The organism is Maribacter sp. R86514, from assembly GCF_044597005.1.
Classification (GTDB): Bacteria; Bacteroidota; Bacteroidia; order Flavobacteriales; family Flavobacteriaceae; genus Maribacter.
In genome coordinates this window covers 4,053,391-4,079,978 of record NZ_CP138999.1, presented here as the reverse complement: position 1 = coordinate 4,079,978, position 26,588 = coordinate 4,053,391, and the positions used below count along the sequence as shown (strand labels likewise).

General features: G+C 37.3%; 25 protein-coding genes. 10 read left to right on the top strand and 15 right to left on the bottom strand.

The window, feature by feature from the left end:
• Positions 1 to 74 precede the first annotated feature (74 nt).
• The 3 genes from SJY30_RS17715 to SJY30_RS17705 all read left to right on the top strand — a co-directional run bounded on the left by SJY30_RS17715 (position 75) and on the right by SJY30_RS17705 (position 3,390).
• On the top strand, positions 75 to 1,817 hold the full coding sequence (locus tag SJY30_RS17715) for an efflux RND transporter periplasmic adaptor subunit (RefSeq protein ID WP_396633436.1): 1,743 nt from the start codon (positions 75 to 77) through the stop codon (positions 1,815 to 1,817).
• 145 nt (positions 1,818 to 1,962) lie between these two features.
• Complete coding sequence (locus SJY30_RS17710) at positions 1,963 to 2,793, top strand: class I SAM-dependent methyltransferase (protein ID WP_396633435.1); 831 nt, start codon at positions 1,963 to 1,965, stop codon at positions 2,791 to 2,793.
• 174 nt (positions 2,794 to 2,967) lie between these two features.
• The gene (locus SJY30_RS17705) at positions 2,968 to 3,390 is read left to right on the top strand and encodes a hypothetical protein (RefSeq protein ID WP_396633434.1); all 423 of its coding nucleotides are present in this window, start codon (positions 2,968 to 2,970) and stop codon (positions 3,388 to 3,390) included.
• A gap of 404 nt (positions 3,391 to 3,794) precedes the next feature.
• On the opposite strand, the gene SJY30_RS17700 is transcribed toward SJY30_RS17705, so the two are convergent.
• Positions 3,795 to 4,022: a hypothetical protein gene (locus SJY30_RS17700; protein ID WP_396633433.1), complete on the bottom strand. Its 228-nt coding sequence runs from the start codon at positions 4,020 to 4,022 to the stop codon at positions 3,795 to 3,797.
• Between the two features lie 684 nt (positions 4,023 to 4,706).
• On the opposite strand from SJY30_RS17700, the gene SJY30_RS17695 reads away from it, so the two are divergent.
• The 5 genes from SJY30_RS17695 (at position 4,707) to SJY30_RS17675 (ending at position 9,178) form a co-directional block, all read left to right on the top strand.
• Complete coding sequence (locus SJY30_RS17695) at positions 4,707 to 5,051, top strand: single-stranded DNA-binding protein (RefSeq protein WP_396633432.1); 345 nt, start codon at positions 4,707 to 4,709, stop codon at positions 5,049 to 5,051.
• A gap of 78 nt (positions 5,052 to 5,129) precedes the next feature.
• A complete protein-coding gene (locus SJY30_RS17690; protein WP_396633431.1) occupies positions 5,130 to 5,510 on the top strand; it encodes a DUF6876 family protein in 381 nt (126 codons plus the stop codon).
• Between the two features lie 640 nt (positions 5,511 to 6,150).
• Positions 6,151 to 6,531, top strand: coding sequence for a BfmA/BtgA family mobilization protein (locus tag SJY30_RS17685; protein WP_299323047.1), 381 nt, complete (start codon positions 6,151 to 6,153; stop codon positions 6,529 to 6,531).
• 11 nt (positions 6,532 to 6,542) lie between these two features.
• Positions 6,543 to 7,574, top strand: a complete 1,032-nt coding sequence (gene mobB / locus SJY30_RS17680; protein WP_396633430.1) for a MobB family relaxase — start codon at positions 6,543 to 6,545, stop codon at positions 7,572 to 7,574.
• A 5-nt stretch (positions 7,575 to 7,579) separates the two neighbouring features.
• A complete protein-coding gene (locus SJY30_RS17675) occupies positions 7,580 to 9,178 on the top strand; it encodes a type IV secretory system conjugative DNA transfer family protein (protein ID WP_299800748.1) in 1,599 nt (532 codons plus the stop codon).
• 299 nt (positions 9,179 to 9,477) lie between these two features.
• On the opposite strand, the gene SJY30_RS17670 is transcribed toward SJY30_RS17675, so the two are convergent.
• From SJY30_RS17670 to SJY30_RS17610, 13 genes are all read right to left on the bottom strand, one after another.
• Positions 9,478 to 11,445, bottom strand: coding sequence for a heavy metal translocating P-type ATPase (locus tag SJY30_RS17670; RefSeq protein ID WP_276493808.1), 1,968 nt, complete (start codon positions 11,443 to 11,445; stop codon positions 9,478 to 9,480).
• Positions 11,446 to 11,486: 41 nt separating this feature from the next.
• The gene (locus SJY30_RS17665) at positions 11,487 to 11,903 is read right to left on the bottom strand and encodes a Fur family transcriptional regulator (RefSeq protein WP_073240391.1); all 417 of its coding nucleotides are present in this window, start codon (positions 11,901 to 11,903) and stop codon (positions 11,487 to 11,489) included.
• Between the two features lie 9 nt (positions 11,904 to 11,912).
• Complete coding sequence (locus tag SJY30_RS17660; RefSeq protein WP_396633429.1) at positions 11,913 to 13,097, bottom strand: efflux RND transporter periplasmic adaptor subunit; 1,185 nt, start codon at positions 13,095 to 13,097, stop codon at positions 11,913 to 11,915.
• Position 13,098: 1 nt separating this feature from the next.
• Positions 13,099 to 17,484: a CusA/CzcA family heavy metal efflux RND transporter gene (locus SJY30_RS17655; RefSeq protein WP_299800745.1), complete on the bottom strand. Its 4,386-nt coding sequence runs from the start codon at positions 17,482 to 17,484 to the stop codon at positions 13,099 to 13,101.
• 118 nt (positions 17,485 to 17,602) lie between these two features.
• Positions 17,603 to 17,914 carry a DUF6660 family protein gene (locus SJY30_RS17650; RefSeq protein ID WP_073240394.1) on the bottom strand — a complete coding sequence of 104 codons (312 nt, stop codon included), beginning with the start codon at positions 17,912 to 17,914 and terminating at the stop codon, positions 17,603 to 17,605.
• A 371-nt stretch (positions 17,915 to 18,285) separates the two neighbouring features.
• Positions 18,286 to 18,546, bottom strand: a complete 261-nt coding sequence (locus SJY30_RS17645; protein WP_073240395.1) for a hypothetical protein — start codon at positions 18,544 to 18,546, stop codon at positions 18,286 to 18,288.
• A gap of 3 nt (positions 18,547 to 18,549) precedes the next feature.
• The gene (locus SJY30_RS17640; RefSeq protein WP_276493804.1) at positions 18,550 to 18,912 is read right to left on the bottom strand and encodes a hypothetical protein; all 363 of its coding nucleotides are present in this window, start codon (positions 18,910 to 18,912) and stop codon (positions 18,550 to 18,552) included.
• Between the two features lie 7 nt (positions 18,913 to 18,919).
• The gene (locus SJY30_RS17635; RefSeq protein ID WP_073240397.1) at positions 18,920 to 19,753 is read right to left on the bottom strand and encodes a DUF4138 domain-containing protein; all 834 of its coding nucleotides are present in this window, start codon (positions 19,751 to 19,753) and stop codon (positions 18,920 to 18,922) included.
• A 32-nt stretch (positions 19,754 to 19,785) separates the two neighbouring features.
• Positions 19,786 to 20,715 (bottom strand): conjugative transposon protein TraM, encoded by a 930-nt coding sequence (traM, locus tag SJY30_RS17630; protein WP_396633428.1) that lies wholly within the window; start codon positions 20,713 to 20,715, stop codon positions 19,786 to 19,788.
• Complete coding sequence (locus SJY30_RS17625; protein ID WP_396633427.1) at positions 20,696 to 21,319, bottom strand: conjugal transfer protein TraK; 624 nt, start codon at positions 21,317 to 21,319, stop codon at positions 20,696 to 20,698. Before SJY30_RS17625 ends, traM begins: the two co-directional genes overlap by 20 nt.
• 20 nt (positions 21,320 to 21,339) lie before the next feature.
• Positions 21,340 to 22,182, bottom strand: a complete 843-nt coding sequence (locus SJY30_RS17620) for a hypothetical protein (protein WP_396633426.1) — start codon at positions 22,180 to 22,182, stop codon at positions 21,340 to 21,342.
• A 2-nt stretch (positions 22,183 to 22,184) separates the two neighbouring features.
• Positions 22,185 to 22,754 carry a conjugal transfer protein gene (locus SJY30_RS17615; protein WP_396633425.1) on the bottom strand — a complete coding sequence of 190 codons (570 nt, stop codon included), beginning with the start codon at positions 22,752 to 22,754 and terminating at the stop codon, positions 22,185 to 22,187.
• A 4-nt stretch (positions 22,755 to 22,758) separates the two neighbouring features.
• A complete protein-coding gene (locus SJY30_RS17610; RefSeq protein ID WP_396633424.1) occupies positions 22,759 to 25,161 on the bottom strand; it encodes a TraG family conjugative transposon ATPase in 2,403 nt (800 codons plus the stop codon).
• 86 nt (positions 25,162 to 25,247) lie between these two features.
• Between SJY30_RS17610 and SJY30_RS17605 the strand changes: the two genes are divergently transcribed.
• Positions 25,248 to 25,415: a hypothetical protein gene (locus SJY30_RS17605; RefSeq protein ID WP_396633423.1), complete on the top strand. Its 168-nt coding sequence runs from the start codon at positions 25,248 to 25,250 to the stop codon at positions 25,413 to 25,415.
• Between the two features lie 52 nt (positions 25,416 to 25,467).
• Here SJY30_RS17605 and SJY30_RS17600 read toward each other — a convergent pair whose 3' ends face one another.
• A complete protein-coding gene (locus tag SJY30_RS17600) occupies positions 25,468 to 25,755 on the bottom strand; it encodes a hypothetical protein (RefSeq protein WP_215932671.1) in 288 nt (95 codons plus the stop codon).
• Positions 25,756 to 25,943: 188 nt separating this feature from the next.
• Between SJY30_RS17600 and SJY30_RS17595 the strand changes: the two genes are divergently transcribed.
• A complete protein-coding gene (locus SJY30_RS17595; protein ID WP_396633422.1) occupies positions 25,944 to 26,579 on the top strand; it encodes an N-acetylmuramoyl-L-alanine amidase in 636 nt (211 codons plus the stop codon).
• Positions 26,580 to 26,588 lie beyond the last annotated feature (9 nt).

Here is a 26,588-nt window from a genome sequence, read left to right as displayed (position 1 = left end):
TGCAGAAATAGCAAAAAAAGGATGCCGCTACAATCCCTAACACACATCGTGCTACACATTAAACAATTTTTATTATGAACAAAAACATATTATATATAGCAGTCGCAGTAATAGTGGGATTATTTGCAGGCTGGCTCATTTTCGGAAATTCTGAGATTGATGTTGACGCAAGCAAGGATTCGTCTAATATGTCAGATTCCCACAACCACTCTAGCGATACGGCAAACCAAATGTGGACTTGCTCAATGCACCCACAGATTATGCAACCAGAAGCAGGCGATTGTCCCATATGCGGGATGGATTTGATTCCTGCGGAAACAAGTGCCGAAGGTCTAGCGATGAACGAAATCAAAATGACAGAAAACGCTATGGCACTTGCAAATATTCAAACGACCATAGTGGGTAGTGCTCAGGCGTCCGATGACGATGGAATGATATCCCTATCTGGGAAGATTGCCGAAAATGAAGAAAATAACGCTGTTCAAGCTAGTTATTTTGATGGTCGTATTGAAAAATTGAACGTCAATTACGAAGGACAAAAAGTAAATAAAGGCCAATTGTTGGCTACTATTTATGCACCCAACCTTGTAGCGGCTCAACAGGAATTAATTACAGCGGCCTCTTTAAAAAAGTCGCAACTCGATTTGTATAAAGCGGTACGTAATAAATTGAAAAACTGGAAATTATCGGCCAAGCAAATCGATGCTATTGAAGCATCAGGAAGTGTGCGAGATAATTTTCCAATCTATGCTGCCGTTTCCGGAACTGTGGCCGAAGTGATTGCCAAAGAAGGCGACTATGTAAAACAAGGTCAGCCCATACTTAGGGTAAGTAATTTGAATTCGGTTTGGGCAGAATTTGATGCCTACGAAAATCAGATTTCAAATCTAAAGGAAGGCCAAAATATCAAGATTGTAACCAATGCCTATCCTAACAAAGAGTTTGATGCCAAAGTTTCATTTATTGACCCGGTATTAAACAATGCAACAAGAACCGTTACTATAAGGGCAACACTAGAAAATACAGAAGGCCTATTTAAGCCAGGAATGTTCGTGAACGGAAAGCTTAAAGTATCATCAGAATCGAATAACGACCTAATTTCCATACCTGCAACTGCGGTTATGTGGACGGGAGAACGCTCTTTAATCTATGTAAAAACGAATCCTAACGAACCCGTTTTCGAAATGCGCGAAATCGTGATTGCGAATCGAAATGGAGAAAATTTTACAGTAAAAGGAGGACTTGAAAATGGCGATGAAATCGTGACTAATGGAACATTCTCAGTCGATGCCGCTGCTCAATTACAAGGAAAAAAATCGATGATGAATAAGAGCAAAAAAGAAACGTCGGATATGCCATTGTCTCAAATGAAAATAGACTTACCATCAAGTTTTCAGAAGGAATTTGAAAAAGTGCTCACATCCTATCTTCAAATGAAAGATGCATTTGTCTCAAACGATGCTAACCAAGTTTCCGCTTTTGCAAAAGAGACATCCAAGACCTTAAAATCTATAGATATTAGTGGTTTAGGAAAGATGGAGCAAGCACACTTAAATAAAACTATTAAAATGTTTGACGCCATTGTAGAAAATGATAATCTGGAAAATCAACGTGACCATTTTGTAATTCTGAATGAAAATATAGTGCCTATTGCTATGAATATTGAGAATGTTGATCCCATTTTATATTTGCAAAAATGTCCTATGGCAAATAAAAATAAAGGCGCTGTTTGGCTAAGTAAAGATAAGGATATTCGAAATCCATATTATGGAGATGAAATGTTGACTTGTGGAAGTATCATTAACATAACTAAGTAAACTGTCAAAGAATAGAACATAAATTTTTCAAATAGTCCAGATTAAAATAGTTTAAGCTAAAACCTTAGGAAAGATAAATTTTTCTAGGATATAAAAAGAACCAAACTATAGAATTAAAGAAATAAATGTTATAGCACACTAGCAAATGAAAAAAATAATTAAAGAATTTATTGGCACAATTTTGGTTAAGTTACAACCCGAAAAAGTGGAAACATTAATAAAAAAAGGTATAAGCTTTAATGTCAAAAACGGACTTAGTTTAAGTGAGCGATTCATGCGTTCGGCACTTTTGAAAAATGCTGAAAAAAATAAAGATTTCAACATGTTGGCAGAGTATCATGAAAATTTTTGGAAAGAAACAGGTAGAAAATATTTTTCTGAGAAAGAGAATGTTTTACAAGATTTTTTCTTGTCCAAAAGCTTACTCGTATTTGAGGAGCTTCAAGACTTATTGAAAGATACATCTCAAAATTTCCATACCATGGTAGAGATTGGAACAGGTACTGGAGATGTACTAAATTATTTGACAACAGAATTTCCGGGAATCGATAGATTTGTAGGAATAGATTTAAGTGTTGAACAAATAGATTTCAATAAGAAAAAGTACGAGCAAAACATTAAAATTGAATTTGTAGCGACAGATGGATTTGATTGGATTAAAGAAAATGGAACCAAAAACATGATCATTTTTACCTCAGGTGGTGTCCTTGAATATTTTTCGGAACAAAAATTACAAAAATTCTTTTCTTATTTAAACAAATTAGGAACTTCCATCTTTATTGCAATTGAGCCCATTGGAGCAAATATTGATTTTACCAAGAATCCAACTTCTCAGCCTTATGGTGTAGAGCGATCATTCTCTCATGATTACGTAAGACTTTTTAAAAATGCGGGTTTTACTTTATGGTACGAGTCTAAGGCACCAGGTAAAATGCATGAAGATTATTTTGGAATTTTCGGAGCGATTAATACTTGATTATTAATCTTTAAATAATAAGGAAATTGGTGCTTAATCCTGAATAATAGTTGGGATAACTATAAAGTGTGGTGAAAAAAAATGATAAAACTATATTTAGCAAATAGTTATTTCATCAATAGATTAACTCATTATATTAGATAATAAGTACCAACTTATAATTAGAAATTACCGATGACCACAAAAATGATTGACTTTTTAAGAAAGTATGAAATATGGATTTTTTTATCTCTCGCACCTTTACTTAATTTTGTAATCACTTACTTGAAAAGTAAGGGACTAATAGATTTTTTTCCTTATACCAATGGTCGCTTTTATGCACTAATGTTCTTATTACTTTTTATTGTAAAAATCACAAAAGGTACTGAGGGAATCAAGAATTTGTTTAGACCTATGCTAGTTTGGAAAGTACACCCAAAGTGGTATGTATTTAGCTTACTGTTCGCATTTACCATAGGTTTAATAACTTTAGTAATTGTAGCTTTTTATAATGGAGATATGTCCATTCTTGATTTCGAAATTTATATACCTACCTTAAAATTCACTTTATTTCTTTTGTCTTGGGCTTTTCTCGGTGAAGTAGTATGGATCGGCTAAGCATTTCGTGAACTTTCAAAAATTACCAAACTATTTTACGCAACTCAGGTTATCGGCTTTGTATGGTCTTTATGGTGGTTACCTTCCGTTTTAATTAATGTCGGAGTAATAGAAGATTTACCAGTATGGCCATTGTTTTTAAATATGATGGGCGCTGCTGGTATGTGTGCTATTGTATATTCAAAAACCAGAAGTGGAATATGTGTATTGGTAATACAATCGATGTTAAATATGTCTCTTGTTTTGTTGCCGATTTCACCAGATGCGGGTGACCATACCTATACTATATTTGCGGTTCTTTACTTTATAATAATGTTGGTCTTTATGTATTTTATGCCACCAAAGATAGATTCTAATTCATTGAAATTGTAGTCTTTCTTATTAATCAATTAATTTAAAAAATTTTAAATATTATCCGTCAGCACATACCCCAACATTCCGCGAAGAGCTTCATTTCGGGAAAAGCGCTTCCCTACAATAGTCTTGGACACAACTTCAAAGCTTCCGTTTTCCATTCCACTTGCCCGCTGATTCCCGAAAAAAATCGGGGAGCGGTCAAACTGCATTCCAAACTTCACCTTTAAAGTCAAGTCCGCTTTAAATCCTATATTATAAGAATAAATAGTTTTCATAATCCGTTCAGCACATCCCCCTACATTCCGTAAAAAACTCCATTTTGGGAAAAGAGCTTCCCTATACATATCTTGGACACAATCCCCAATTTCAGCTTTCCATTCCGTTAACCCTTTCCGCTATGCTGGAAAGAAACACTTTATTCCAAGCCAAAATTGTGATTTAAGTCCGCTTTTCAACGGAAAGTCATCACTTCGGTTTTCTTAACAGGATTTTCGGCGAAGTCTTCTTGAGCCTTCACTCGAAAATCCTTAAAAACCAAACCGCTGTCTTACACATTTTAAGGGGTTTATAATGGATAAAGCCTTTGTTGTTTTTCGGGCCGTCGAAAAACAGGCAGAACATAACCAATTCTAGATTAAACCCAGCTACTTATTTCGCTTAACTATCGGTACGCTCAAACGCAACTGCGTTTAAAAGAATTGCTAATGCCCTTATGGAACTTGTCAAGACTATACAAGTTTTAGTGAAAAATAAGGTTTCTACTTCCTTGAAATTCCAAGGAATTTACTACGTCGCAAACACACCTGATTTATTCCCGAAAAGTCTTGACAAAACCCACTCTATCCATTGTGCGGTGCACAGAAGAAAAGAACAAACACCCCTTAAAATTTAATTCAGTTTAAAACAAATAAGGGAAATATAAACCAGTCTGTAATAAAGCAGACACAAATCTTTTTATTATGAGTACTATTAAAAATTACGTACAGTTAATTGGAAACGTTGGACAAGAACCAACCATTACGAACCTTGAAAGTGGAAAGAAAGTAGCCCGTTTTTCACTCGCCACAAATGAGTATTACAAAGATGCCAAAGGCGAAAAACAAACTGACACTAATTGGCATACGGTAGTTGCTTGGGGCAAGACTGCGGAAATTGTAGAGAAGTATGTCATTAAAGGTAAAGAAGTTGGAATATCGGGAAAACTTAAAACCCGAAGTTATACAACCGATAAAGATGAACAACGCTACGTTACCGAAGTGGTAGCCGATGAAATTCTATTACTTGGAAACAAAGACGACAAGTAAATCTTAAAATGAAAGAGGGCGTAACCGTCGAAAGATGCGCCCTCTTTTTCATTATTCACACTTTAAATAATATGTACAATGAAAATACAAGTTAACGAAATCAAAGAAGGATTGCAACATTTTCACGGAACGGAAATGTTCTATCAAATCCCATTATTAAGAACACGTTTTACAGACGGTTTAAAATACCTTGCTAACGTGGCAGAATGTTTTTGGCTCATTACCGACACGTCCGTAATTGCAAAAAGTCTGATGAACCGAAGCGAATTTATTACAATCGACTTTAAAAGATTGTCCGAAGAAAAACAGGATTATTCTGGTTATGAAGCGGAGATAATTTACAGCGATGGCAACGACAATATTTTGGAAAAACACGGTTACAGGGCAACCGATTTTCCACTCGATGAACTGCGGTTATTTTTTGTAAATGATACGCTGATGTTACCGAGCGAATACTAAAATTTTGAAGTTATGATTTACATTAAATTTCAAGATTTGAGCGAGGAAAAACAAAAGGAACTCTTACAGGTTTCGAGAGAACACGTTACACATCTTTATGGGGAATCCATAAAAAAATATGTGGAAGAAACTGGTGCAAATTATGAAAACTTGATTGATGAGGAAATGATTAAAAATCTATACTCATACAGTTATGTTTTCAATATCTGAAACTTTAAAGTTTTATAAAACACCTCTGAATTTTTAGAGGTGCTTTTGTATGTAATTAGTATCAAGTCAATAAAAAAACGTATCTTTATTTCGCTGAAATTCAGCATTCAAAATTACGTAGGGTTATCCACTTTTCGACTTTCGCCGATAACCGTACACATCGAAAAATAACATATCGGAAAATCATTTTCCCTGAAAATGGCAATCGGCTTTTTAGCCGGGTTGTATGGATTTTTGTCACGCTTGCGCGTGACGAAAAGGAATAGCAAGAGGGTAACACGCTGCGCGATGTTTCGGATTCCTTTTCGTTTTCAAATAGCTGATTATCAGCGATTTGAATATATATTAATTTCCTGACAATCAGAGATTTGCGACAAACGAGCTGTAAATGCCCATTTTTAGTAAAGATTTTGCGACAAATAGGCGAAATATGGACTCATTTATTGGAATTAGATTTAAAAAGGAAACTGCAAAACGTTTCCAGACTTTCTCACGCACTTACTTCAAATCGCACACCGAGGCAATGTCCACGATGCTTGATTTTTTCTTCTACAATGAAATCTCGCCAAAGGAAAAATTGGGTCCGACGGGGCGAACCATCGAAGCCAAATTACTTAAAAGAATCAATGCTGTAATTGCCATAATGAGGGATGTGGAAAAGACACAAACCAAACCTACGGTAGCGATGATTCAATCTCTTTTTCAGACAGAAGAACCAAATGAAAAGCCTCTGATTGTGGAAAAGAAATATGCCAAAGAGAAAAAGGAAGTACGCTTTCGTGAAAAGAAAAACCCAAGTAATCAACTTTAAATTTTTGAGCTATGTACATCACAATAACACCTCAAAAATTAGGCGGCACTTATAGTCAGGGTTCAGCGGATTTTGTAGGCTATTTAGACAAAGAAAATCAAGGTTTGGAACAACAAGATGTAGAACACTTTTTTAACCTATATGGCGATGAAATTTCCGCTGAAGAAGTGGTCAAAGAAATTGATGGAAATACCGCAAAATTAAAAAAGAAAGAACCCAAGTTTTATTCGATTACGGTCAGTCCTTCAAAGTATGAATTACGAAAACTAAAGAACAATAGCCAAGATTTAAAAACCTACACGCGTGAGCTGATGAAGGATTATGTTGCCAGTTTCAACCGTGAAATTAATGGGCGACCTATAACTATTGATGACATAAAATACTATGCGAAAATTGAACATCAACGAACCTTTAAAGGCACAGATATTCAGGTAAAAGAGAACCAACCTTTCGCGACAGAAATACTTCAGCTAAAAACAGAAATCCGAAATATTCAAGATGGACGAGCAAAAGGGAATATTAAAAAGATGAACAGGGAAATTGCCAAACTGGAACGCCAAGCACCGCATCAACAAAATGGAAAACGCATTGTCCAAGGAATGTCAAAAGATGGAAACCAAAGTCATATCCATATTATCGTAAGCAGAAAGGATGCTTCCAATTCGGTAAGTCTTTCGCCTGGTAGTAAACACAAAGCTTCTGAAGTAGAGATGCACGGCAAAAAGGTAAAGCGAGGTTTTGATAGGGATGCCTTTTTCGTTAAAGCGGAAAAGACGTTTGACAAAACTTTTGGATATAAACGCAATTTTGCCGAGACCTATAAAGCAAGAAAAGATTTTGTTAAAAACCCTAACCTCTATTTTGCTGCCTTGATGAAACTACCAGCTAACGAAAAGGCATTGGCTTTTAAAATGATTACAAAAACAGGCTTGCCAGTAATACCTAGTATTCCTTTAAGCCAAGCACAAATTGCGCTTCGGGTTTTCAAACGGTTAAGACGTGGTGCAGAAATAGCAATTAAATCAAGTTCCATCGGAATATAAGTAGTATGCAGATAGATAATATCATAACGACACTTTCAATTATTGGTTTTACCAGTACTGTTTTCTATGCGATGTTTCGGGTAAGTAAGTTTGCGTTTCTTTTGAATATCGCAATACTGTCATTTTTCGTATTCTATGTTGCTGCTGGAAATGAATTAACATTCATTTTGTTGTATCTAGTTTGTCCGATACTATTAATTAATACAGGACTATACGTTTTTCTGCATAAAACTGAAAATTCGCAAAATGGCGATAGTAAATACCAAGTCAACTTTGCTACGAGCAAAGGGAATTTTAAATTGGATAATATTAAACGTGGCGCATCCGTCATCGGATCCGCTGGAAGCGGAAAAACCGAAAGTGTCGTTTACGGATTTCTTAAACACTTCCAAAAAGAAGGCTTTTGCGGAATCATTCACGATTACAAAGATTTTGAATTGACCGAAATGGCATATCCACTTTTCAAGGATAGCGATATTCCATTTAAGGTCATTTCCTTCGATAAAATCATCCATAGGGTAAATCCTATTGCGCCACGCTATTTAGAGAACGAGGAAAGCGTCAATGAGGTGTCAAGGGTGTTAATCGAAAACCTTTTAGAGCAAAGAGAAAGCGGAACAACTGGCACGACAAAATTCTTTAACGATGCTGCAGAGGGGTTGATTGGTGGTTTGATTTGGAAACTGAAAACGGAATATCCAAAATACTGTACGTTACCCCATTTGATAGCTGTTTATCAATTCCTTGATACAAAAAGCCTAATCCAGTTTCTGGAAACCAACACCACCTCAAGGGCGATGGCAGATGCTTTTATTAGTGGCAAAGATTCTGAAAGACAGACTGCTGGTGTAAAAAGCACCTTGGCCAATGCGCTCAAACGAATTAGTACCCAACGTATTTTTATGGCATTGTCCGCAGACGAAGTGCCATTGAATATTAATAGCGAGGAAAATCCATCAGTAATTTCAATAGTGAACAACCCAAAATTTGAAACCTCCTATTCGCCCGTCATCGCTACCATCATTCATACTATTACCAAGCAAATGAGCGTGCGGAATTCAAAACCATCATTTCTATTAATGGAAGAAGCACCAACCATACGACTGTTGAATATGCACCGTATTCCGGCAACATTACGTAGTTATAACATCTCAACTATTTATGTGATGCAAGACAAAATTCAGAATGATATGATGTATGGCGATAAAGCAAGTAAAGCGATTTTGAGCAATTTATCCTATCAATTCTTCGGTAAGGTCAATGACCCAGATACCGCTAAATATTACGAACGCTTTTTTGAAATTATTAAAGACCCAACCAAGAGTATCAGTCGAGGACATAACCTTGATTTTGATACGCGTATTACTACGGGCGAAAAGGAAATTCCAAAGATTAGAGCTGATGTTTTCTTCAGGTTGAAACAAGGCGAATTTATTACTTACGCGGATGGAAAGGATAAGAAAATTCAATTTAAATTGGATGATATTCAAAGAGAATTACCAAAGGAATCGAAACAGTTTGCACAGGCTGATTTAGCAGCTAATTTTGAACGGGTTTATGATGAGGCGCGTTCGATATTTGAAAAGCGACTGTATGTGAGTTAAAGTAGCGACGTTCTTTGTACTCTTAGCAAAAAGCGGATTTTGTAAAGAGTGTGGCATTTTTGAAGCATACTTTAATGAGTTTGACTGCAATAACGAAACGAAGCACAACAAGTATAATGTTAAGAGTACATTTAAACAATCGTTTAATTATACTTTTTTAGTTCCGTAAAAGGTGAATTACCGGAACTACTAAAAAGAACGACAAATTGAACTGGAAGCGAATATGTTAGCAACATTTTCAAGTCATTTCGTAAAACGACCGTTTTAAAGAACTAAAATCTATGTATTTTATTTCTTTACTAACTCCACTTCATCTTCTGCAATCGCACCGCATTCAATATAGCTAGCAACGCCACCCCCACATCCGCAAAAACGGCTTCCCACATTGTGGCAAGTCCACCAGCACCAAGAATAAGAACTATAATCTTTACACCAAATGCCAAACCAATATTTTGCCAAACAATTTTTCGGGTAGAACGCCCAATTTTAATTGCTCTTGCGATTTTTGAAGGTTGGTCCGTCTGGATAATGACATCCGCCGTTTCAATGGCAACATCGCTACCCAAACCGCCCATCGCGATACCTACATCACTTGCTGCCAATACCGGTGCATCGTTGATACCGTCGCCTATGAAGGCAACCTTCGTATCTGGTTGTGCTTTGAGCTTTTCGACTTCGTTCAATTTATCTTCCGGTAATAGACCGCCCTTAGCCCAATCTATGCCCAATTCTTTTGCGACCTGTTGAGTTATGGAATCCTTATCGCCCGAAAGCATAATGATTTTGGAAATCCCAGAATCCCTAATTTGCTTTATGGCTTGGTGCGCATCTTCCTTTAGTTCATCGGCAATGGTCACATAGCCCGCAAATTTTCCATCAATGGCGACCATGACGATGGATTCCACAATGTCATTGGTTGCAGATGGAGCTTCGATGTTATTTGAGGTCATCAAAGCCTTATTCCCTACCAGAACAGTCTTACCATTAACCGTTCCCAATAAGCCTTTTCCAGCAACCTCAGAAACATTCGTGGCATCTAAATCTGCACCTTCAGCTTTATATTCCAGAATTGCTTTTGCAATAGGATGGGTAGATTGTTCTTCCATTGCCATCAAGTATTTCATAAATACCGCTTCCGAGAAATTGGAACTGTTTATTACTTCCTTAATCTTGAAAACACCTTTGGTCACGGTTCCCGTTTTGTCCATTACCACAGTAGTCACTTTGGTCATTGCATCCAAAAATGAAGCTCCTTTAAATAGTATACCGTTGTGCGAGGCTGCACCCAGACCACCGAAATAGCCGAGAGGAATCGAGATGACCAATGCACAAGGACACGAAATCACGAGAAATATTAAAGCTCTGTACAGCCAATCACGAAACACATAATCATCCACGAAAAAGTAAGGCAAGAATGTCAGACCGATAGCGAGAAAAACAACGATAGGCGTATAAATCCTTGCGAACTTCCTTATAAATAATTCCGTCTTTGATTTTCTTGCAGTCGCATTCTGTACCATATCAAGAATTCGTGCAATGGAACTATCTTTAAACTCTTTTGTGGTCTCGATTTCGATTACACCATCGAGATTTATGCTTCCGGCAAAAACACTATCTCCTTTGGCGATAGTATCGGGTTTGCTTTCGCCTGTTAAAGCTGCGGTATTAAATGAACCTTTATCAGAAAGCAGAATACCATCGAGTGGTACTTTTTCGCCCACACGCACCTGAATCTTTTCGCCTATCTGAACAGTCTCGGGATTGACCGAAATGAAATCGCCATCACGGTTTACCAAGGCTTCATTAGGGCGCACGTCCAATAATGCTTTTATATTTCTTTTAGCACGGTTAACAGCAGCATTCTGAAACAGTTCTCCAACGGCATAGAAAAGCATTACCGCAACACCCTCGGGATATTCGCCTATGGCAAATGCGCCCAAGGTTGCAATGGACATTAGAAAAAATTCTGTAAAGAAATCGCCATTCTTGATACTGTTCCATCCTTCTTTTATGACTGGAAATCCAACTGGAATATAGGCTACCGTATACCAGACAACACGAATCCAACCCTTAAAAAATGGAAAAGCATCGAAATAATCAATGGCGATTCCTGCTATCAACATTACAAAGCTAAAAATCGCTGGTAAATAAGTTCTGAAATTGGAGGCTTCTTCTGGACTGCCGTGATTGTGTCCGTCATCGTGATTGTGCCCGCCTTGGTGTTCCTTTGGGTCTAAATCCCGTAAGTTTACTTTTTTCTTTTTCATGAGTGTAATTTCCTAATTATTTTGATGCAACAGAAGTGCATTTATTGCCTGCTGCATTTGTCACAGATTCCCTTCAAAACCAAATTTGCGTCTTCGGCAACGTAACCGTCCGGGAGGTTGATATGTGGAATCTTATGTTCAGTCAGACAGACCGTCTCATTGCAGTTGCTGCAATGAAAATGAAGGTGTAAATCCTGTTCAATCTCACAGTTACAACCGGGCTCACATAAGGCATACTTGGTTGTGCTAGTGCCATCGTCTATCTGGTGTACGATTCCTTTTTCCTCAAAGGTTTTCAGCGTTCGGTATAACGTAGTCCTGTCAGATTTCGCGAAAGCGTTCTCAATATCCGTAAGGGCGACCGCAATTTCCTTTTCGGCCATATATTTATAGATCAAGATGCGCATTGCCGTAGGACGCACATTTTTATTTTCCAATGTTTTTTCTATTTCCTTCATGCTTTATTATTAATTGCCGTGACCTCCTTCTTCTTCGCTATTCTTTGCTTTTGCCAAAAGGGTAAAAGAATCCTTTAAAACAATTTCCATAGAAGTAATGTCCTGCGTTTCATCGACAAATTCGAACGCAACAAAACCTTCTTCCTCGTTACCTTTTGTGATTTCGAGCATTTCAAAATCATTCATCGGGTTTTCACCTTCTCTCCGTTTTCCGAGGGATTTAAAAATATACTGTTTTGCTTCAAATCGAACTATGGCTTCTTCTGGAACGGCATATCGTTCCTGCGCTTCCACTTCAATAGCTGCATTGACGAACATTCCTGGCAATAAGTCTTCATTTTTTTCCTTTAAATGACCGTGAATCGTAATAGACCTATCGTCACGCACGTTGCTTCCAATGAGAAATACTTCGGCTTCCATCCATTCTTCCGGTGCATTTGCCAGTCTAAAGCGAATGCGTTGCCCATTACGAATCAAGGGAATATCATCTTCATATACCTTAAGTTCTACATGTAAATCTGTTGCATCGGTAATATCCATTATTACATCTTGGGGATTGAAATATTTTCCTGTGTTGATATAAACATCCCGAACCACACCATTTATGGGCAAATACACATTCACGACAGTTGATAGATTACCATTTTTTACACTTGTTGGGTTTATACCTATCAATCGAAGTTTACTTTCAAGCGACTTGATGTTTGCCTGATTGGTCAAATACATACTTTTCGCCTTTTGGAATACTTTTGTTGATGTTACATTTTCATCGTTCAAGGTTTGCTGACGGTCAAAATCTGCTTTGAGATAATCATTATTTGCCAGAGCTTCCAAATATTCCCTTTGGAACTCGATAAATTCTGGATTTTCCACACTTGCTATTACCTGACCCTTTTTAATTCTGCTACCAGGAAGCATTTCGGTATATTTCAAAAATCCCCCGTACAGTACTGTAACTGAAATATTGCCCTGTGGTGGCACATCAATCATTCCGTTTACCGAGATTTCGTGTCCTATTTTTCGTTTTTCAACCTTACCAATGACAATGTTGGTCTGTTCCATTTGCGCATCGGTCAGTTCAACTTGATTTTCTTCTCCTTTGTGGTCATCTTCAACCATTGGTTGTGCATTATCCTTACAACCTGTTGACATTAAAGCGACGATAAAAAAGATTGTTATATATATATTCTTCATTTTATTGATTATTAGCGATGAGTTCTTCGATTTTTATGAGTGTTTGATTGTACTGGTTTACAAAATCCAAATATTTCACTTGAATAGTCATTGCCCTGTTAAGCCCTTGGATGTATTCGATATACCCAACTTCCCCTTCCTGAAATCCACGTTGGGAATTTTTCAACAGCAATTCCGCTTGCGGCAAAGCATTGTTTTTGTACGATTCCAGATTTGTTTGCTCCGTTTGAAGCGTTTCCCATAAGGTATCAAACTGGGTCTGCGCTCTGTTTTTTATAGCTTCCAATTGTGCTTCGTTCTCCATTTTTTGGATTTTGGCAGCTTTGATTTTCGCTGTGTGTGGTTTTAACCAAATTGGGATACTCAAACCCAATTGCACACCTGTAAATCTATCTCCAGAATCGAATACTGTTGGTGTTCCGTTTGCGGTTTCGCCATTGCCTATAAAGGATTGATTGAAATAACCCAATGTGATATCTGGTAATAGTTTTGAAACAGCCACGGATTTTTCATTTTCGGCAAGTTCGATTTGCTTTTGGTAAAAAGCGAGCGTTGGATTATTTGAGATTGCTGTGGAATCCTTCAACTGGGGTAACATTTCAGTTTTTACTTCTAAATTTCCTACATTGATATCAACCAAACTATCTGTATTCATCAGATTTTGCAATTGTAGTTGATGGTTTTTAAGGACAGAAGCGTTATCCAAAATCATAATCTGAATATCTGCCAGTTCCACATTGGCTGTTGCCTGCTCCAATGCATTGCTTTCGCCTGTTTTATAACGCAAGTTCGCGGCGTAGGCAAACCGTTCATAAATGCTGTCCTGTTTTTGCAGTACCATTTGTTTGCTCTTGATATACCACAATTCGTAATACGTGGATTTAACTTGGGCAATCAAATCATTTTTTAGAACCGCTTCATTCAGTTCGCTTGCCTCAATTTTGGTTTTTACCAATTTATTTTGGCTTCCATAAAGTGTTGGGAACGCAAACTTTTGACTAACGCTAAAACGTGTATCATTATCTGCAATGCTATTGATTTGTCCATATTCCAAACCAAAATCAGTTTTAGGTAAATCGAAACTACTGCCTTTCAATGCCTGCTGCTGTTCTGTCTGCAAACGTGACACCTTGATATTGGGATTGTTTTTTAATGCTGTTTCAATTACTTCATCAATATTTTGATAGACTTTTACTTGAGAAGTTGTCTGCGCATTTATGGAAAAGGCACTTCCGAATAATGCCATCAGCATAACAAGAGCTGTCTTATTAGGTTTCATCTTTAATTTTTTTTCAGAATAATAATAGAGGATTGGCAATACCACGAGTGTTAAAAAGGTTGCTGTAATCAAACCACCAATCACTACGGTTGCCAAAGGTCGCTGTACTTCTGCGCCAGAAGTTTGGGAAATTGCCATTGGCAAAAACCCTAGAGAGGCTACGGAAGCGGTCAAAATTACAGGACGTAAACGGGTCTTTGTGCCTTGATAGATGCGTTGGAAAATATCTGAAATTCCGTCTTTTTTAAGTCGGTTAAATTCCGCAATTAAAACGATACCATTTAGGACCGCTACACCAAACAAAGCAATAAATCCAACTCCTGCAGAAATACTAAATGGCATATCTCGAAGCCAAAGTGCAAACACACCCCCAATGGCTGATAATGGAATTGCCGTAAAAATGAGCACACCTTGTTTGATTGACCCAAACGTAAAGTATAACAGAATAAAAATGAGCAACAATGCGAGTGGAACTGCAATTGCCAAACGTTCTCGTGCTTCCACAAGATTTTCAAACTGCCCTCCATACGAAATAGTATAGCCTGGTTTCAGATTGATTTGTGAATCGATTTTTGAACTTATTTCATCAACAACGCTTTCCACATCCCGATTACGCACATTGAAGGCTACGATTATTCGTCGTCGTGTATCATCTCGTTGAATTTGGTAAGGTCCATCTTTTATGGAAACATTTGCTACCTGTTGCAAGGGAATCTGTTGGCCATTGGCACCATTGAGATACAGATTCTGGACATCGTGAAGGTCTGTTCTGTTTTTATTTTCCAAACGTACTACCAAGTCAAACTGCTTTTCGCCTTCATACACCAAGCCTGTGGAAGCTCCAGCGAATGCAGCTTGAATCGTATTGTTTACCGATTTTATATCCAATCCGTATTTTGCAAGTTGTCCACGATTGTAGTTGATGACTATTTGTGGCACTCCCGTGACCTCCTCCGTATAGACATCCACAGCACCTTCCACCGTTCCTGCCAATTTTCCGATTTGGCTTGCATAGGTAGAAAGTTGATTTAAATCTTCGCCATAAATCTTGATGGCGACATCTTGACGCACACCTGTCATCAACTCATTAAAACGCATTTGAATCGGTTGTTGAAAACCAAAGGTAACACCAGGAATAACTTCAAGTGCTTCAGCCATTTTATTTGCCAAATCTTCCCTGTTGGATGCCGAAACCCATTCTGATTTATCTTTAAGAATTATCATTAAATCGGCAGCCTCAATCGGCATCGGATCTGTTGGGATTTCTCCCGAACCAATTTTAGATACGACTTGTTCCACCTCTGGAAAATTATCCAAGAGGATTTTTTCAGCTTTGGTAGTCGCTTTTATTGTATTTGAAAGGGAACTTCCCGTAATAACTCGTGTTTCTACCGCAAAATCGCCTTCTTCAAGTGTTGGAATAAATTCGCCACCCAAGCTTTGGAACACTAAAAAAGCGGTGACGAAAAGTGCAATGGTACTACCAACTACAATAATTCTTGTACGCATTGCCCAATGTATGATTGGTTCGTAAATGCAATAAAAGAAGTCCATTATTTTATCGGAAATATTCCGCTTGTGTTCTGTTTTTTTGCTCAAGACCAATGCCGACATCATTGGAATGTAAGTCAGCGACAATAAGAATGCTCCCAAAATAGCGAAACTTACCGTTTGCGCCATCGGTCCGAACATTTTGCCTTCCGTTCCCACCAAGGCTAAAATAGGTAGATATACAATTAGGATGATGATTTCTCCGAAAGCTGCTGAATTTCGAATTTTACTTGCAGATTGATACACTTCTTCATCCATTTCAGCCTGCGTCAATTTTCTGGAAATTTTTAACGCCCCTAAATGGAATAGGGTCGCTTCCACAATAATGACCGCACCATCCACAATTAAACCAAAATCAACTGCTCCCAAACTCATCAGGTTTGCCGAAACACCAAAAATATGCATCATACTAAACGCAAATAGTAAAGCGAGAGGAATAACGGATGCTGTAATCAAACCAGCACGCCAATTGCCCAACAATAAAAGTAAAATGAAAATCACGATAAGCGCACCTTCCACAAGATTCGTGGTAACTGTACCAATGGCATTGTCCACCAATTTAGTTCTATCCAGAAAGGGTTCGATAACCACACCTTCGGGCAAGGTTTTGCTAATGGTTTCAATTCTATCTTTTACATCCTTTATTACTTTGGCGGAGTTAGCGCCTTTCAACATCATAACAATCGCACTAACCACTTCGCCTTCGCCATTTCGGGTTGTTGCGCCATAACGAATCGCCTTTCCTGTTTGAACTGTTGCAACATCACTTATCAAAATAGGAATGCCACTTTCTGTCTGCTTTACAAGAATATTCTTGATATCTTCTATCGAACCAACAAGGCCTTCGCTTCTAATAAAAAGTGCTTTGTCATTTTTTTCAATATAAGCACCGCCAGTATTTTGATTGTTATTTTCGAGTGCGCTGAAAAGGTCGGAAATGGAAACACCCATACCGTTCAAGCGTTCTGGACGAACTGCAATTTCATATTGTTTTAGATAGCCACCAAAACTACTGACGTCTGCAACGCCTTTCGTTCCCAATAGCTGGCGTTTAATGACCCAATCTTGTATCGTCCGAAGCTCTGTTGCTGTGTATTTGTCCTCATAACCAGGCTTTGTAGCAATGACATATTGATAAATTTCACCAAGTCCCGTAGTCAATGGTGCGATTCCTGGCTTACCGATGCCCTCTGGAATTTGGGATTGAGCATCCGCCAGACGTTCGTTTACCTGTTGTCTTGCCCAATACACATCTACATTCTCCTCAAAAACAATGGTTACAACCGATAATCCAAAACGTGAAAAAGAACGAATTTCATCGATTTGGGGAATGGTTGCCATTGTGAGTTCAATGGGAAAAGTGATTAATCGCTCAACCTCTTGGGCTGCAAGTGTTGGCGAGGTCGTAATGACCTGTACTTGATTATTGGTAATATCCGGAACGGCATCTACAGGAAGCTGTTGCAATGAATAAGCACCCGTGATAATCAAGGCTAGAGTGAGTAAACCAATAACCAGCTTATGGGTTATGGAATACCTAATAATTTTATTAAGCATAGAAAGAATTTAATACAGTTAAACATCACGGAATTATGCCAAAAAATTGCAATTGTCCGCAGCGGAGTGTGACCTTTCTCGGTCAAAATCGGATATAGTTATCCTAGTGTAAAACTGACTATGCCTTTGGAGGCTGGAAAAGAGAGTGTGAAATGTCATTGCCGAAGCTATCGAAATGCGCAAATTTTTCCTTGAAATTCATAAGAATCAAGGGTTCGAACGAAATAATGTTGGATTCGATGGTATGGATATGGCAGCAATGGCAATTGCAAAATGGGGAACACAGGTCGGTTGCGCCATGGTCATGATTTCCATCCATCGCGATTACATTTTCGATTTCCGCATCATCACTTGACATCTTCCCATCATTACACGGAATGAAATTGAGTGCCAAAAAATATAGCGATAATATGATTGCGATTGATTTCACTTTCCAAAGATAACAAGAAATTCATGCAACTGTGTTGCAAAGCTTTACTATGCTATGAGTTCCTAAAAAAAGAAAGTTGTACGGGACTGCATTTAATTTCTAAAGTTCAAATAAGGGTATTTCCACAGAATTTAACTAGTACGTTTAAACCCACCTTTATTTAGACTTTCAAAATTGCAGATTTAGTCTACTTATAACGACCGTTTAAATGGACCTTTCTCAACATTATTTAGTAACTATTTACAAATAGCACTTTTAATAGAAAGTTTTTGCATAGAGGACTATTACATAAAAGGTGCAAATAGTGAAGTAATCTCTTCTAGATAAAATTAACGATAAAATCTATTTTAGACAGAGTTCAGTTTACACCATCATTCATGGACTAACCGATTGTAATAGGATACAAATTCCACAACATCCTCATCGCTGATTTCATCCGAAATTTGTTTAGATGAGATGACCATATCTTTGATATTAATTTTCAAAATATCGTTGAGTTCTATTAAGTCTGATTGGTTATGACCAAAAGCGGTATAGGCTTCAATTTTACCTTTTATAATACTCTTGAAAATATCCAGCGCTATAAACGCGGTATCAGGGATATTATTGTTATGGACCTGTTCATTATCCATAGCTTAAAAAGGCCCTTTTTCCCTCGGTCTTTTACTGGTAACTTTCCATTGACCGTTTTCTTTAACCAACTTGAAAATTCCAGTTTTCCCATCGTAGGTGCTGCTGTATTTTATCCAGGCAATTTCGCCATCAACAGCTTCATCTAAAATTTCCACTTCGATGTTTTTATCAGAATCCGGTATCATATTCTGTACAGTAATCAAACTGGCATAGCCTTCTGTAGTAGTATGTTTTTTTAAAGCTGATTCATCTTTTGAAAAAAAACTTCCCGCAACTGCCTTGGCAGTTTCAGAAGGGGATTTTGTTGTGCTTTCTGAACAAGAAAGGAACAACAGTACAAGCGAGCAAATGACGATTTTTTTCATAACAATTTTAATTTGGGTTATTGATATACTTATGCGATACCTTCAATTTTAAATCCCTTTCCCCATTTTTCTCATTCAGCTCAACCACTAATCTACGGTCATTAATTATTGAAAATTTAGGCATTACATAAACTAATTTTACAACTTCGCCCTCAGCTATTCTGGACGGTACGTTGTGCTTAAAAATGGGTTCTTGAAGCAGCTTTTGTAACGATTTTCTTTTGCCTTTTTGTCTTGTTTCTAGCGAGAGATTTAAGAAATTTAAGTCGTAATCCAAACTCGATTTATTCTCAATCTGGATAACAAAGTAGAGTTCTTCCTTATCAAAAACTATATTCTCAACACTCAAAACGATGCTTTCATTTCGTTTTTGTATCGTACCTATTCGTTGCTTTCTTTCAAGAAGATAAGAAGAGAATTTTGTGTAGTAAAATCTGCTGTTATCTACTAAATTCTCAACTTCAGTTACTTCGGTAGTATCAATGATGATAGGTTTTTCATTGCCTATACTACTTGATTGTGACACGAAATAATTGAGCTTCGATAGCTGCTTTCTATATCTTATAATATACGAAAAAATTGCCCCATTTCTATTGATTATCAATAAATTACTTTCTTTCCCAGGGGTTGCCTGAAGCAATCCAAAGTACTGTTCTTTTTCACGATTGTAGGTAAAGACAAAATTATCCGAACCAGTTACACCTTGCCTAATAGGTTCTGGAAAGAACAGCGCAACGTTTTTGGTGTCGTTGGCATAAATGGTGTCGAGAACTTTGGTTGTTTGTGCTTTCGCGAAAGCGGAAATACATATGACTGCTATTATTAAGACTGAATTTTTCATAAGAGTGCGTTTTTAAATACCCATTATAGGCCTCATAATTTTGGTTTTAAGATTAATTTGTAATTGTTCAAAACCGTAACTTTTACGTTACGATTACTACGTCTAAGAACTTTTGTAATTCCACCTACTTGCGGAACGGCAGGTATGTTAATGTCGCCAATAATGTCGTCAAGAACTTCGGTGGTGGCTTCTGCTCGAAAGTTATTTTCCACATAGATACCTTCACTACCATCCAACAAATCAAAAGCTTTGAGTTTGGTGGGATGATGCTTTATGTTTTCAATCTCAATCAAGGCACGGTTGGGTTGAAAGCTTGTGAATCCGAAAATGAATGTGTTCTTTGGTATCTGTTTGCCATTGATTAGTGCAGACTTGGTCAGGCGCATTCTTAATCGGGTATTTGCCATAACTATTTGGTCGCCGTCAACGACCACGTAAATAGTTTCATCTGTAGTGCCTAAAATTGAAAATTCATTTGGTTTTGGCGATGCAGCAAAGAACAGTTGATGTTCTAGTCCTAATTCTTTAGCTTCAATCTTTTGTTCTCGTTTTATTTCGGCTGAGTCAATCTGTTGTACATTTTTTTGAGTAACTTTCTTTTGTCCAATATTTTGATACTGCTTTTCGGAATATTGAATTTTACCAGCATTGTAAATACTATCTATAATGCGTTCTTTTTCAAGTTCCGGAAGGTCAGGGTCATAGAAGCCTAAAGAATCAATTAGTTTTTCGTCATAGATACTCGGTGCATTGGTTTCCCTTGCTACCTTCAAATCGTTGATGGCATCTAGTTTGGAATCGTATTCTTTTTGGTTTTCATCCAAATCTGGAACTAAGGTCTGTTCTAGATTATCATTTTCGCTTTCATCATCGCCCATAACCATCATAGAATAGGAAATCAGGAATATGAGAATCACAGCCAATACAGCTGCAAAGACAATTTTATTTTTTTCTATCTTCATCTGTACGTTTTTTTAAAGTGTTTTCGAAATAGTTTGTAATCAACAATCCGTGCGGATTATTTGGAAAGTTCCGGTCAACCGTTATCAGGTTTCCGGTAGAAACCAACTCATATTTATCGATAATAGTCCCTCTGTTGATTTCAAAAATGGTCGTTGTGGTAAAGCTATATGATCCCTTGTTTTCTTCTATTTTGGAATCGATGCTAACTACCTTTTCTACCAAAGAATACTGTAACAACCGGTTGTAGACACCATCCGCCTTTTTTTGTCGGTATAGGTTATCCACGGAACTATTGCCGAGCCAAAGCGCCTTTTCTAGATTGCGTTCATAATTGCTGGCATCGATATTATAGAAGTAGTTGTGGAACAGGTCTAAATGTGCTAAAGCTTCAACCTTAAAATTCTCTTTTTGCGTAACGAGCTTCAGCGGAATAATACTGCCATCGGTATTTATGGCGAAGGCGCTATTAAGTGCTTTTTGATTGGTATTGAACGCTATCCAAACCGAAAAGGTGCTGGACAGAAAAGCGCAAACAATAACTGCTATTACTATAAATCGGTTCACTTTTAGAACGGCATATATGTTTTTGTATGGTGTTTTCATAATTCTATCTTTAATCTACTTTAAGCCGTAAATAACCTAAGTGTAAATGATGTGGCGCGTTTGTATAATTTGAATTTCAGAAAAACAATGAAACCAACTGACCCAAGTTGAACGACTGGCGCAAAAAAGCCCTGGCCAACATCTGTCCCAAAAAGGTTTGTCCAGAAATTAGTATTGATTTCCGTATAGAGGGCATTCACAAATACATTGACCAAAAAGAAGGCTGGCACCAACATATAAACGGCAGCGTACAATTTGAAAAATGTGTAGGCAAGCGAGCGGAACTTTTCAAAAACGGCCAAACTTATAACCAACGGAAAGAAAGCTTGCATTATTCCAAGTAAAAAGTAGCGTTCTGCAAGAAATAATGGGTAGATGAACAAATCCAGAATCCAAAGGAAAAAACTAATGATAAATGCAAATATTTTGAATCCGTAAAGCGGTGTAACTAAGGCTTCGTATAAAAGCGTCATAGCTGCTTGCGCTACCTCAATGATACTTACATCTTCCTCAATAGGAATATCTTGCATCTGCAATGGCAATAAGGCTGGTGCGGTGCCTCGATATTGTCCTTCTATGGAAACCAATATACTATCGAAGAAACCTAATACTTGTGTAGAAAAGATGACCAGCACGACAATGGCAAAGTTCTTCATCAATTCCTCTGGGCTTAATCCCCAAGTATACCCATATTTGTCCGCAATGCCCTCGTTATACTTTTTAAGGATATTGACCAGAAAAAACAATATAGCAAGCGTTTTCATTCCTGCAATAGTGTATTGTGAGAAACTGCTGTTCTGGATGGTTTGAAACACCGTATCGATGTATTCCAACCCAATCCCTAAAAGTATAGTTGCGGTCATTTTTAGTATTCTGTTTCGCGATTATTTATTTTATCCTGCATTTTTCTGAAGGAAATAATGTCCCTATATCGTTTGGTTCTTGTGTTAATATTGGAAACCATTTCCTTAGATTCCTGTTTTTTCTGTTCTAACACTTCAGCACGTTCTGCATCAGACATTTTTAGATTATCACTTGATAAAATTTCTCCCATAAAATCATCCGTGTCTAAAGAGTTTTGGACTATAGCATCAAAAGATTCCGCAACCCGTGTGACTTCCTCTGGTTTGATGTAAGGCGAGTTCAGAATATCCTGCAAATCGTTTTGCATTACATTGATAAGGCGTTGATTGTTCTGTGCAATTTCCTGAACTGCCCTAAGCTGTTGTACCACACTTGATACCTTTTCTATACTTTCTTTTGCATCTTTTAAGAACTGTACTGACTTAATCATTTGAGCCGTCTGCTTTCCAGATTCTACAAGTTGTTTTATCAAACTGACAAAATTTGTATTGTCATAAGTGGGCATTCCCTGTGCTTTGATATTTAAGCTGAACAGTAATGCCATTGCGAGTACTAAGATTTTTGCTTTCATATTATTACGTTTTAGATGTGAATTGAATTATTGCTTTTTCCATATCGTGATGCTCATCGTAGAGCTTCATTATTTCTTCATTTTCCTGTCCATCGGTCAAATAAGCCGCATAAACTTCCTTCGGAACTTCGAGCCTAAAAATGTTACTTTCCTTTCCTATTTTGATGAACATTTCGGTGTATTTGCGAGGACCGGAAAGATTGTTTTTGATGGACTTTAATTGGTTTAAATCGTGGCTAGATAGATTGAGTCTTTTGACTAATTCGTCATAGCCTTTTTCATTATTCAAGCTGTAAACAACTTGTGTGTTTTCTAGGATGCTGGCGGAAGTAGAATTGTTAGGAAGCTGATTAATAGATTGTAGAATAATCCCAATCGCACCATTCTGTTTACGAATGGCTTGATAGTAGAATTCTACGCTTTCCAATACGTTATCAAACTTTAGTTGTTTAGCAAACTCATCAAATAGAATGATACCCTTTTCAGCTCTGTTCTTCCAAATGGTTCTTTGGATGGCTGACTTAATCAGCTTCAACATAACGGACAGGATTTCCTTATTGTCCTTCACTTCATCCAGTTCAAAAACAATCAATCGTTTATCCTCGATTTTATAGGTCTGGTCTTCGCTAACTTCAAAAAGGAAGCTGTATAGACCATCGCCGACATATTCAGACATTACGTGCAAGAAGCTCGTAATATTGAAGTAGTCGGGATGGATTTTTAGGTTATCAAGAAGATTTTCTTGATTCCTTTCTATAAAATCATAGAAGCCTTCCAAAGAATGATTCTCAGAAGTGCTATCATAATAATGTTTCAGTATTTTCTTTACGGAAACCGATTGTGCTTTGGTTACTTTTAAATCTGAGGCGAACAGTTCAAAGAGAAACACGGATAAATCCTCTAGCCGTTCTGGTGTGAGGTCATTTATATCGCTAATATAAAAAGGGTTGATACCTAAGTTTTTTCCGCTTTCGTAGCGAAGTACTGTATATTGTTCAGGATAGAGCTTTGCGAATTTGGTGTAAGAACCACCTAAATCAATGATGACTAACCGAACACCACTTTCAAAATACTGGCGTAGAATGTTATTCGCCAAAAAGGATTTCCCTTCCCCTGTTGGCGCAAAAATGGCAAAGTTCCGAGCCTTGATGCGTTTCTTCTTTTCGTCCCAAACATCCTTTAAAACGGGAATGTTATGTTCACGGTCGTTAAAGATGATTCCTGTAGTGTCGCTTTTGTAGTTGGTGTTATTGATGAACAGGCACAAAGCGTGCTTTAAATCGGTTACATACAAATCGTTGTTTGAGAAATTGGACGAAAAACAGCAGTAACTGTTCAGGATATAATTCTTTCGTTCTTCGCCTCTAGGGTAATACGGAATGATATCCAGTTCCTTAAACTCGGTCTTTATTTTAGAACCGATTCGGCTTAGGTTTTCAGGATTTTTATCCCAGAAAACAATGTTTAAATGACCACGAATTATCCGTGCATTATCATCCGCATTGATTTGGTCAAGGATATGCTGAATTTTGCCAAGTACTACTTTATTTTGCGAACCGAAGTTTGAACTCTTGTTGAGTTCCTCAATTTTCTTATCTAGCAGCTTGCGCCATTTCTGTTTGTCATCCAAATACAAAATTTGGTTGACGATATGGTTTTCGTTAAACGTAAGCCCTAAGCCATCAATAAACCCTTGATGAAACACAAAATCGTCAGAAGTGAATTTCTCGTTGGTTTTGCTACTCTGTACACTTTCGCCAAAGCACAGTTCGCTATTGATGGCCAGGGCATCAAAATGGTTTTCGCCAATATTGACGCTTTTCTTTTCTAATAAAATATCGGTATCAAAGCCTTCGTTAAAGCCATTGAAATAGCTCTTGGTTAAATGTTGGATTTCCTTTGTATCCATCGGAAGGAATTCCATTTTACGACTGTTATTGATGAAGGAAACCGAATCGCTAACCGAGTTGACGAAACTTTGCACGTTATCATCCAGTTCCTGCACGATTCCTTTTGAAACGTTACGGAACGGATTCACATATTTTGAGTTATTGAGTGCCTTGTTCTTTGTCAAAGTAAAAAACAGGTAACACTTATGTTCTATATGTCCGCGACCTTTAAAATGCTCGTGTGTGGCTTTTTCCAAAAAGGTGCTATTTGGTAATTGTTCCGATGTATAAGTTTTCTTCAGGTAGATATCTTGCTTATGAATTACTGTGCCAACTGGTAAAGATTTTAGGGCTTGAAACCAAGCACCGTGCATATCCTCAAAGTCATTTTCAGAAAGCGAATAGATTTCTGGTAGATTCCCTTTATAACACAAAACCACATTGCCATTATTGGCAAATACCATATTATCCTGAATATCTGCTATGGGTTGATATGCCGAAAGGTTAATCTTGTTCATAATCGAAGCCAGAGTTTTGTTTATTACTTATAATTTGTGGGAAGACTTTTGCCACCTGAAACAGTTGTGGATTATTGCTAATTCTCGTGAGCGCGATATATAAAGCAGCGTTGAAAATGGCAACACCTATGATTATTCCAAAACTGAACGAGAAGATGATAACCATTAGCGAAGCGAGAATGGACATCATCATTAGGGCAAACAAGGAAATTGGCAGCCCAAAAATGACAGCCTTTTTCCTTATGTTTTTATAGGGTTCGAATTTTTTCATAAAGCTTTGATAACAAAGCCCTCGATGAGGGTTCATTAAACAACGATTGAGATTAAATAAGTAAATATGCCGACAACCGCACCTGCGATTAAAACAAAGACAAGAACGCGGGTAATCCCTTTTTTAAGGTCTGCATTTTCCCCAAAGAAGTGTCCTGCATTAAATAGGAAACCTACTAGGAAAATAACCCCAAGTAGAATTGGAAAAATGGTTCTGATGGTATCGCCCACATCATTAACAGAATCTTCGATTCCCCCAATTTGAGCAAAAAGTGATGTTGAGAGCAGCGACAAAAAAGTTGCCAAATAGATTGATTTTTTCATAATAAAAGGTTTAGAATTTTTATTCATTTTAGCTTTCTGAAATTTACATATATTTGTACATAAATAACTGAAAATCAATTATTTGTGAATAAAATATTATCTGATATCAATTGAATTTAATTGTTATTATTTGGCATCAAATGCTATGGATTCTGAAAGGGAAGTTGTTGATAACGTGAAAATTGAAAATGAAAAAAGTGCTTAAAAACGTTAGTTTTGTCTTTTTGCTTCTGAAAATGTGCATCATTTTTGGACAGGAAACGAGTGTTCAAAAACAAATACTAATTGATGTTGGACACGGTGGAAAAGATTCTGGCGCTATCGGTATAAATAGAATCCAAGAAAAAGATGTTGTACTCAATATTGCTAATGCCATTTTAAAACTAAATAATAGTTTAGATAAGCCTTTGGATATTTATTTGACACGATATAGCGATACACTTATTTCTTTGTCGGATAGAACAAAATTGGCTAAAGCCTTGAATGCTGATTTGTTTGTGTCGTTACATTGTAATCATTCAGATAATCCGAATGCTAGGGGTGTTGAAGTTTATGTGGCTGATAAGCAATCTAAGTATATAGATGATTCCACTTGGTTCGCTTTTCAGTTGCAGGAAGTGTTCAAAAAGGAATTGGGTTTTGAGAGTCGTGGTGTAAAGTTTGCGAAATTTCAGGTGTTGCGCGAAACTGTTGATTATTGTCCAGCGGTGCTATTAGAGCTTGGTTTCTTGTCGTCTGATGACGAAGCTAAGTATTTTAGCAAGATAGAAAAACATAATGATACCGCTCTCGCGATATTGAAATTCATTATTAAAATTAAATAGTTATGGCAG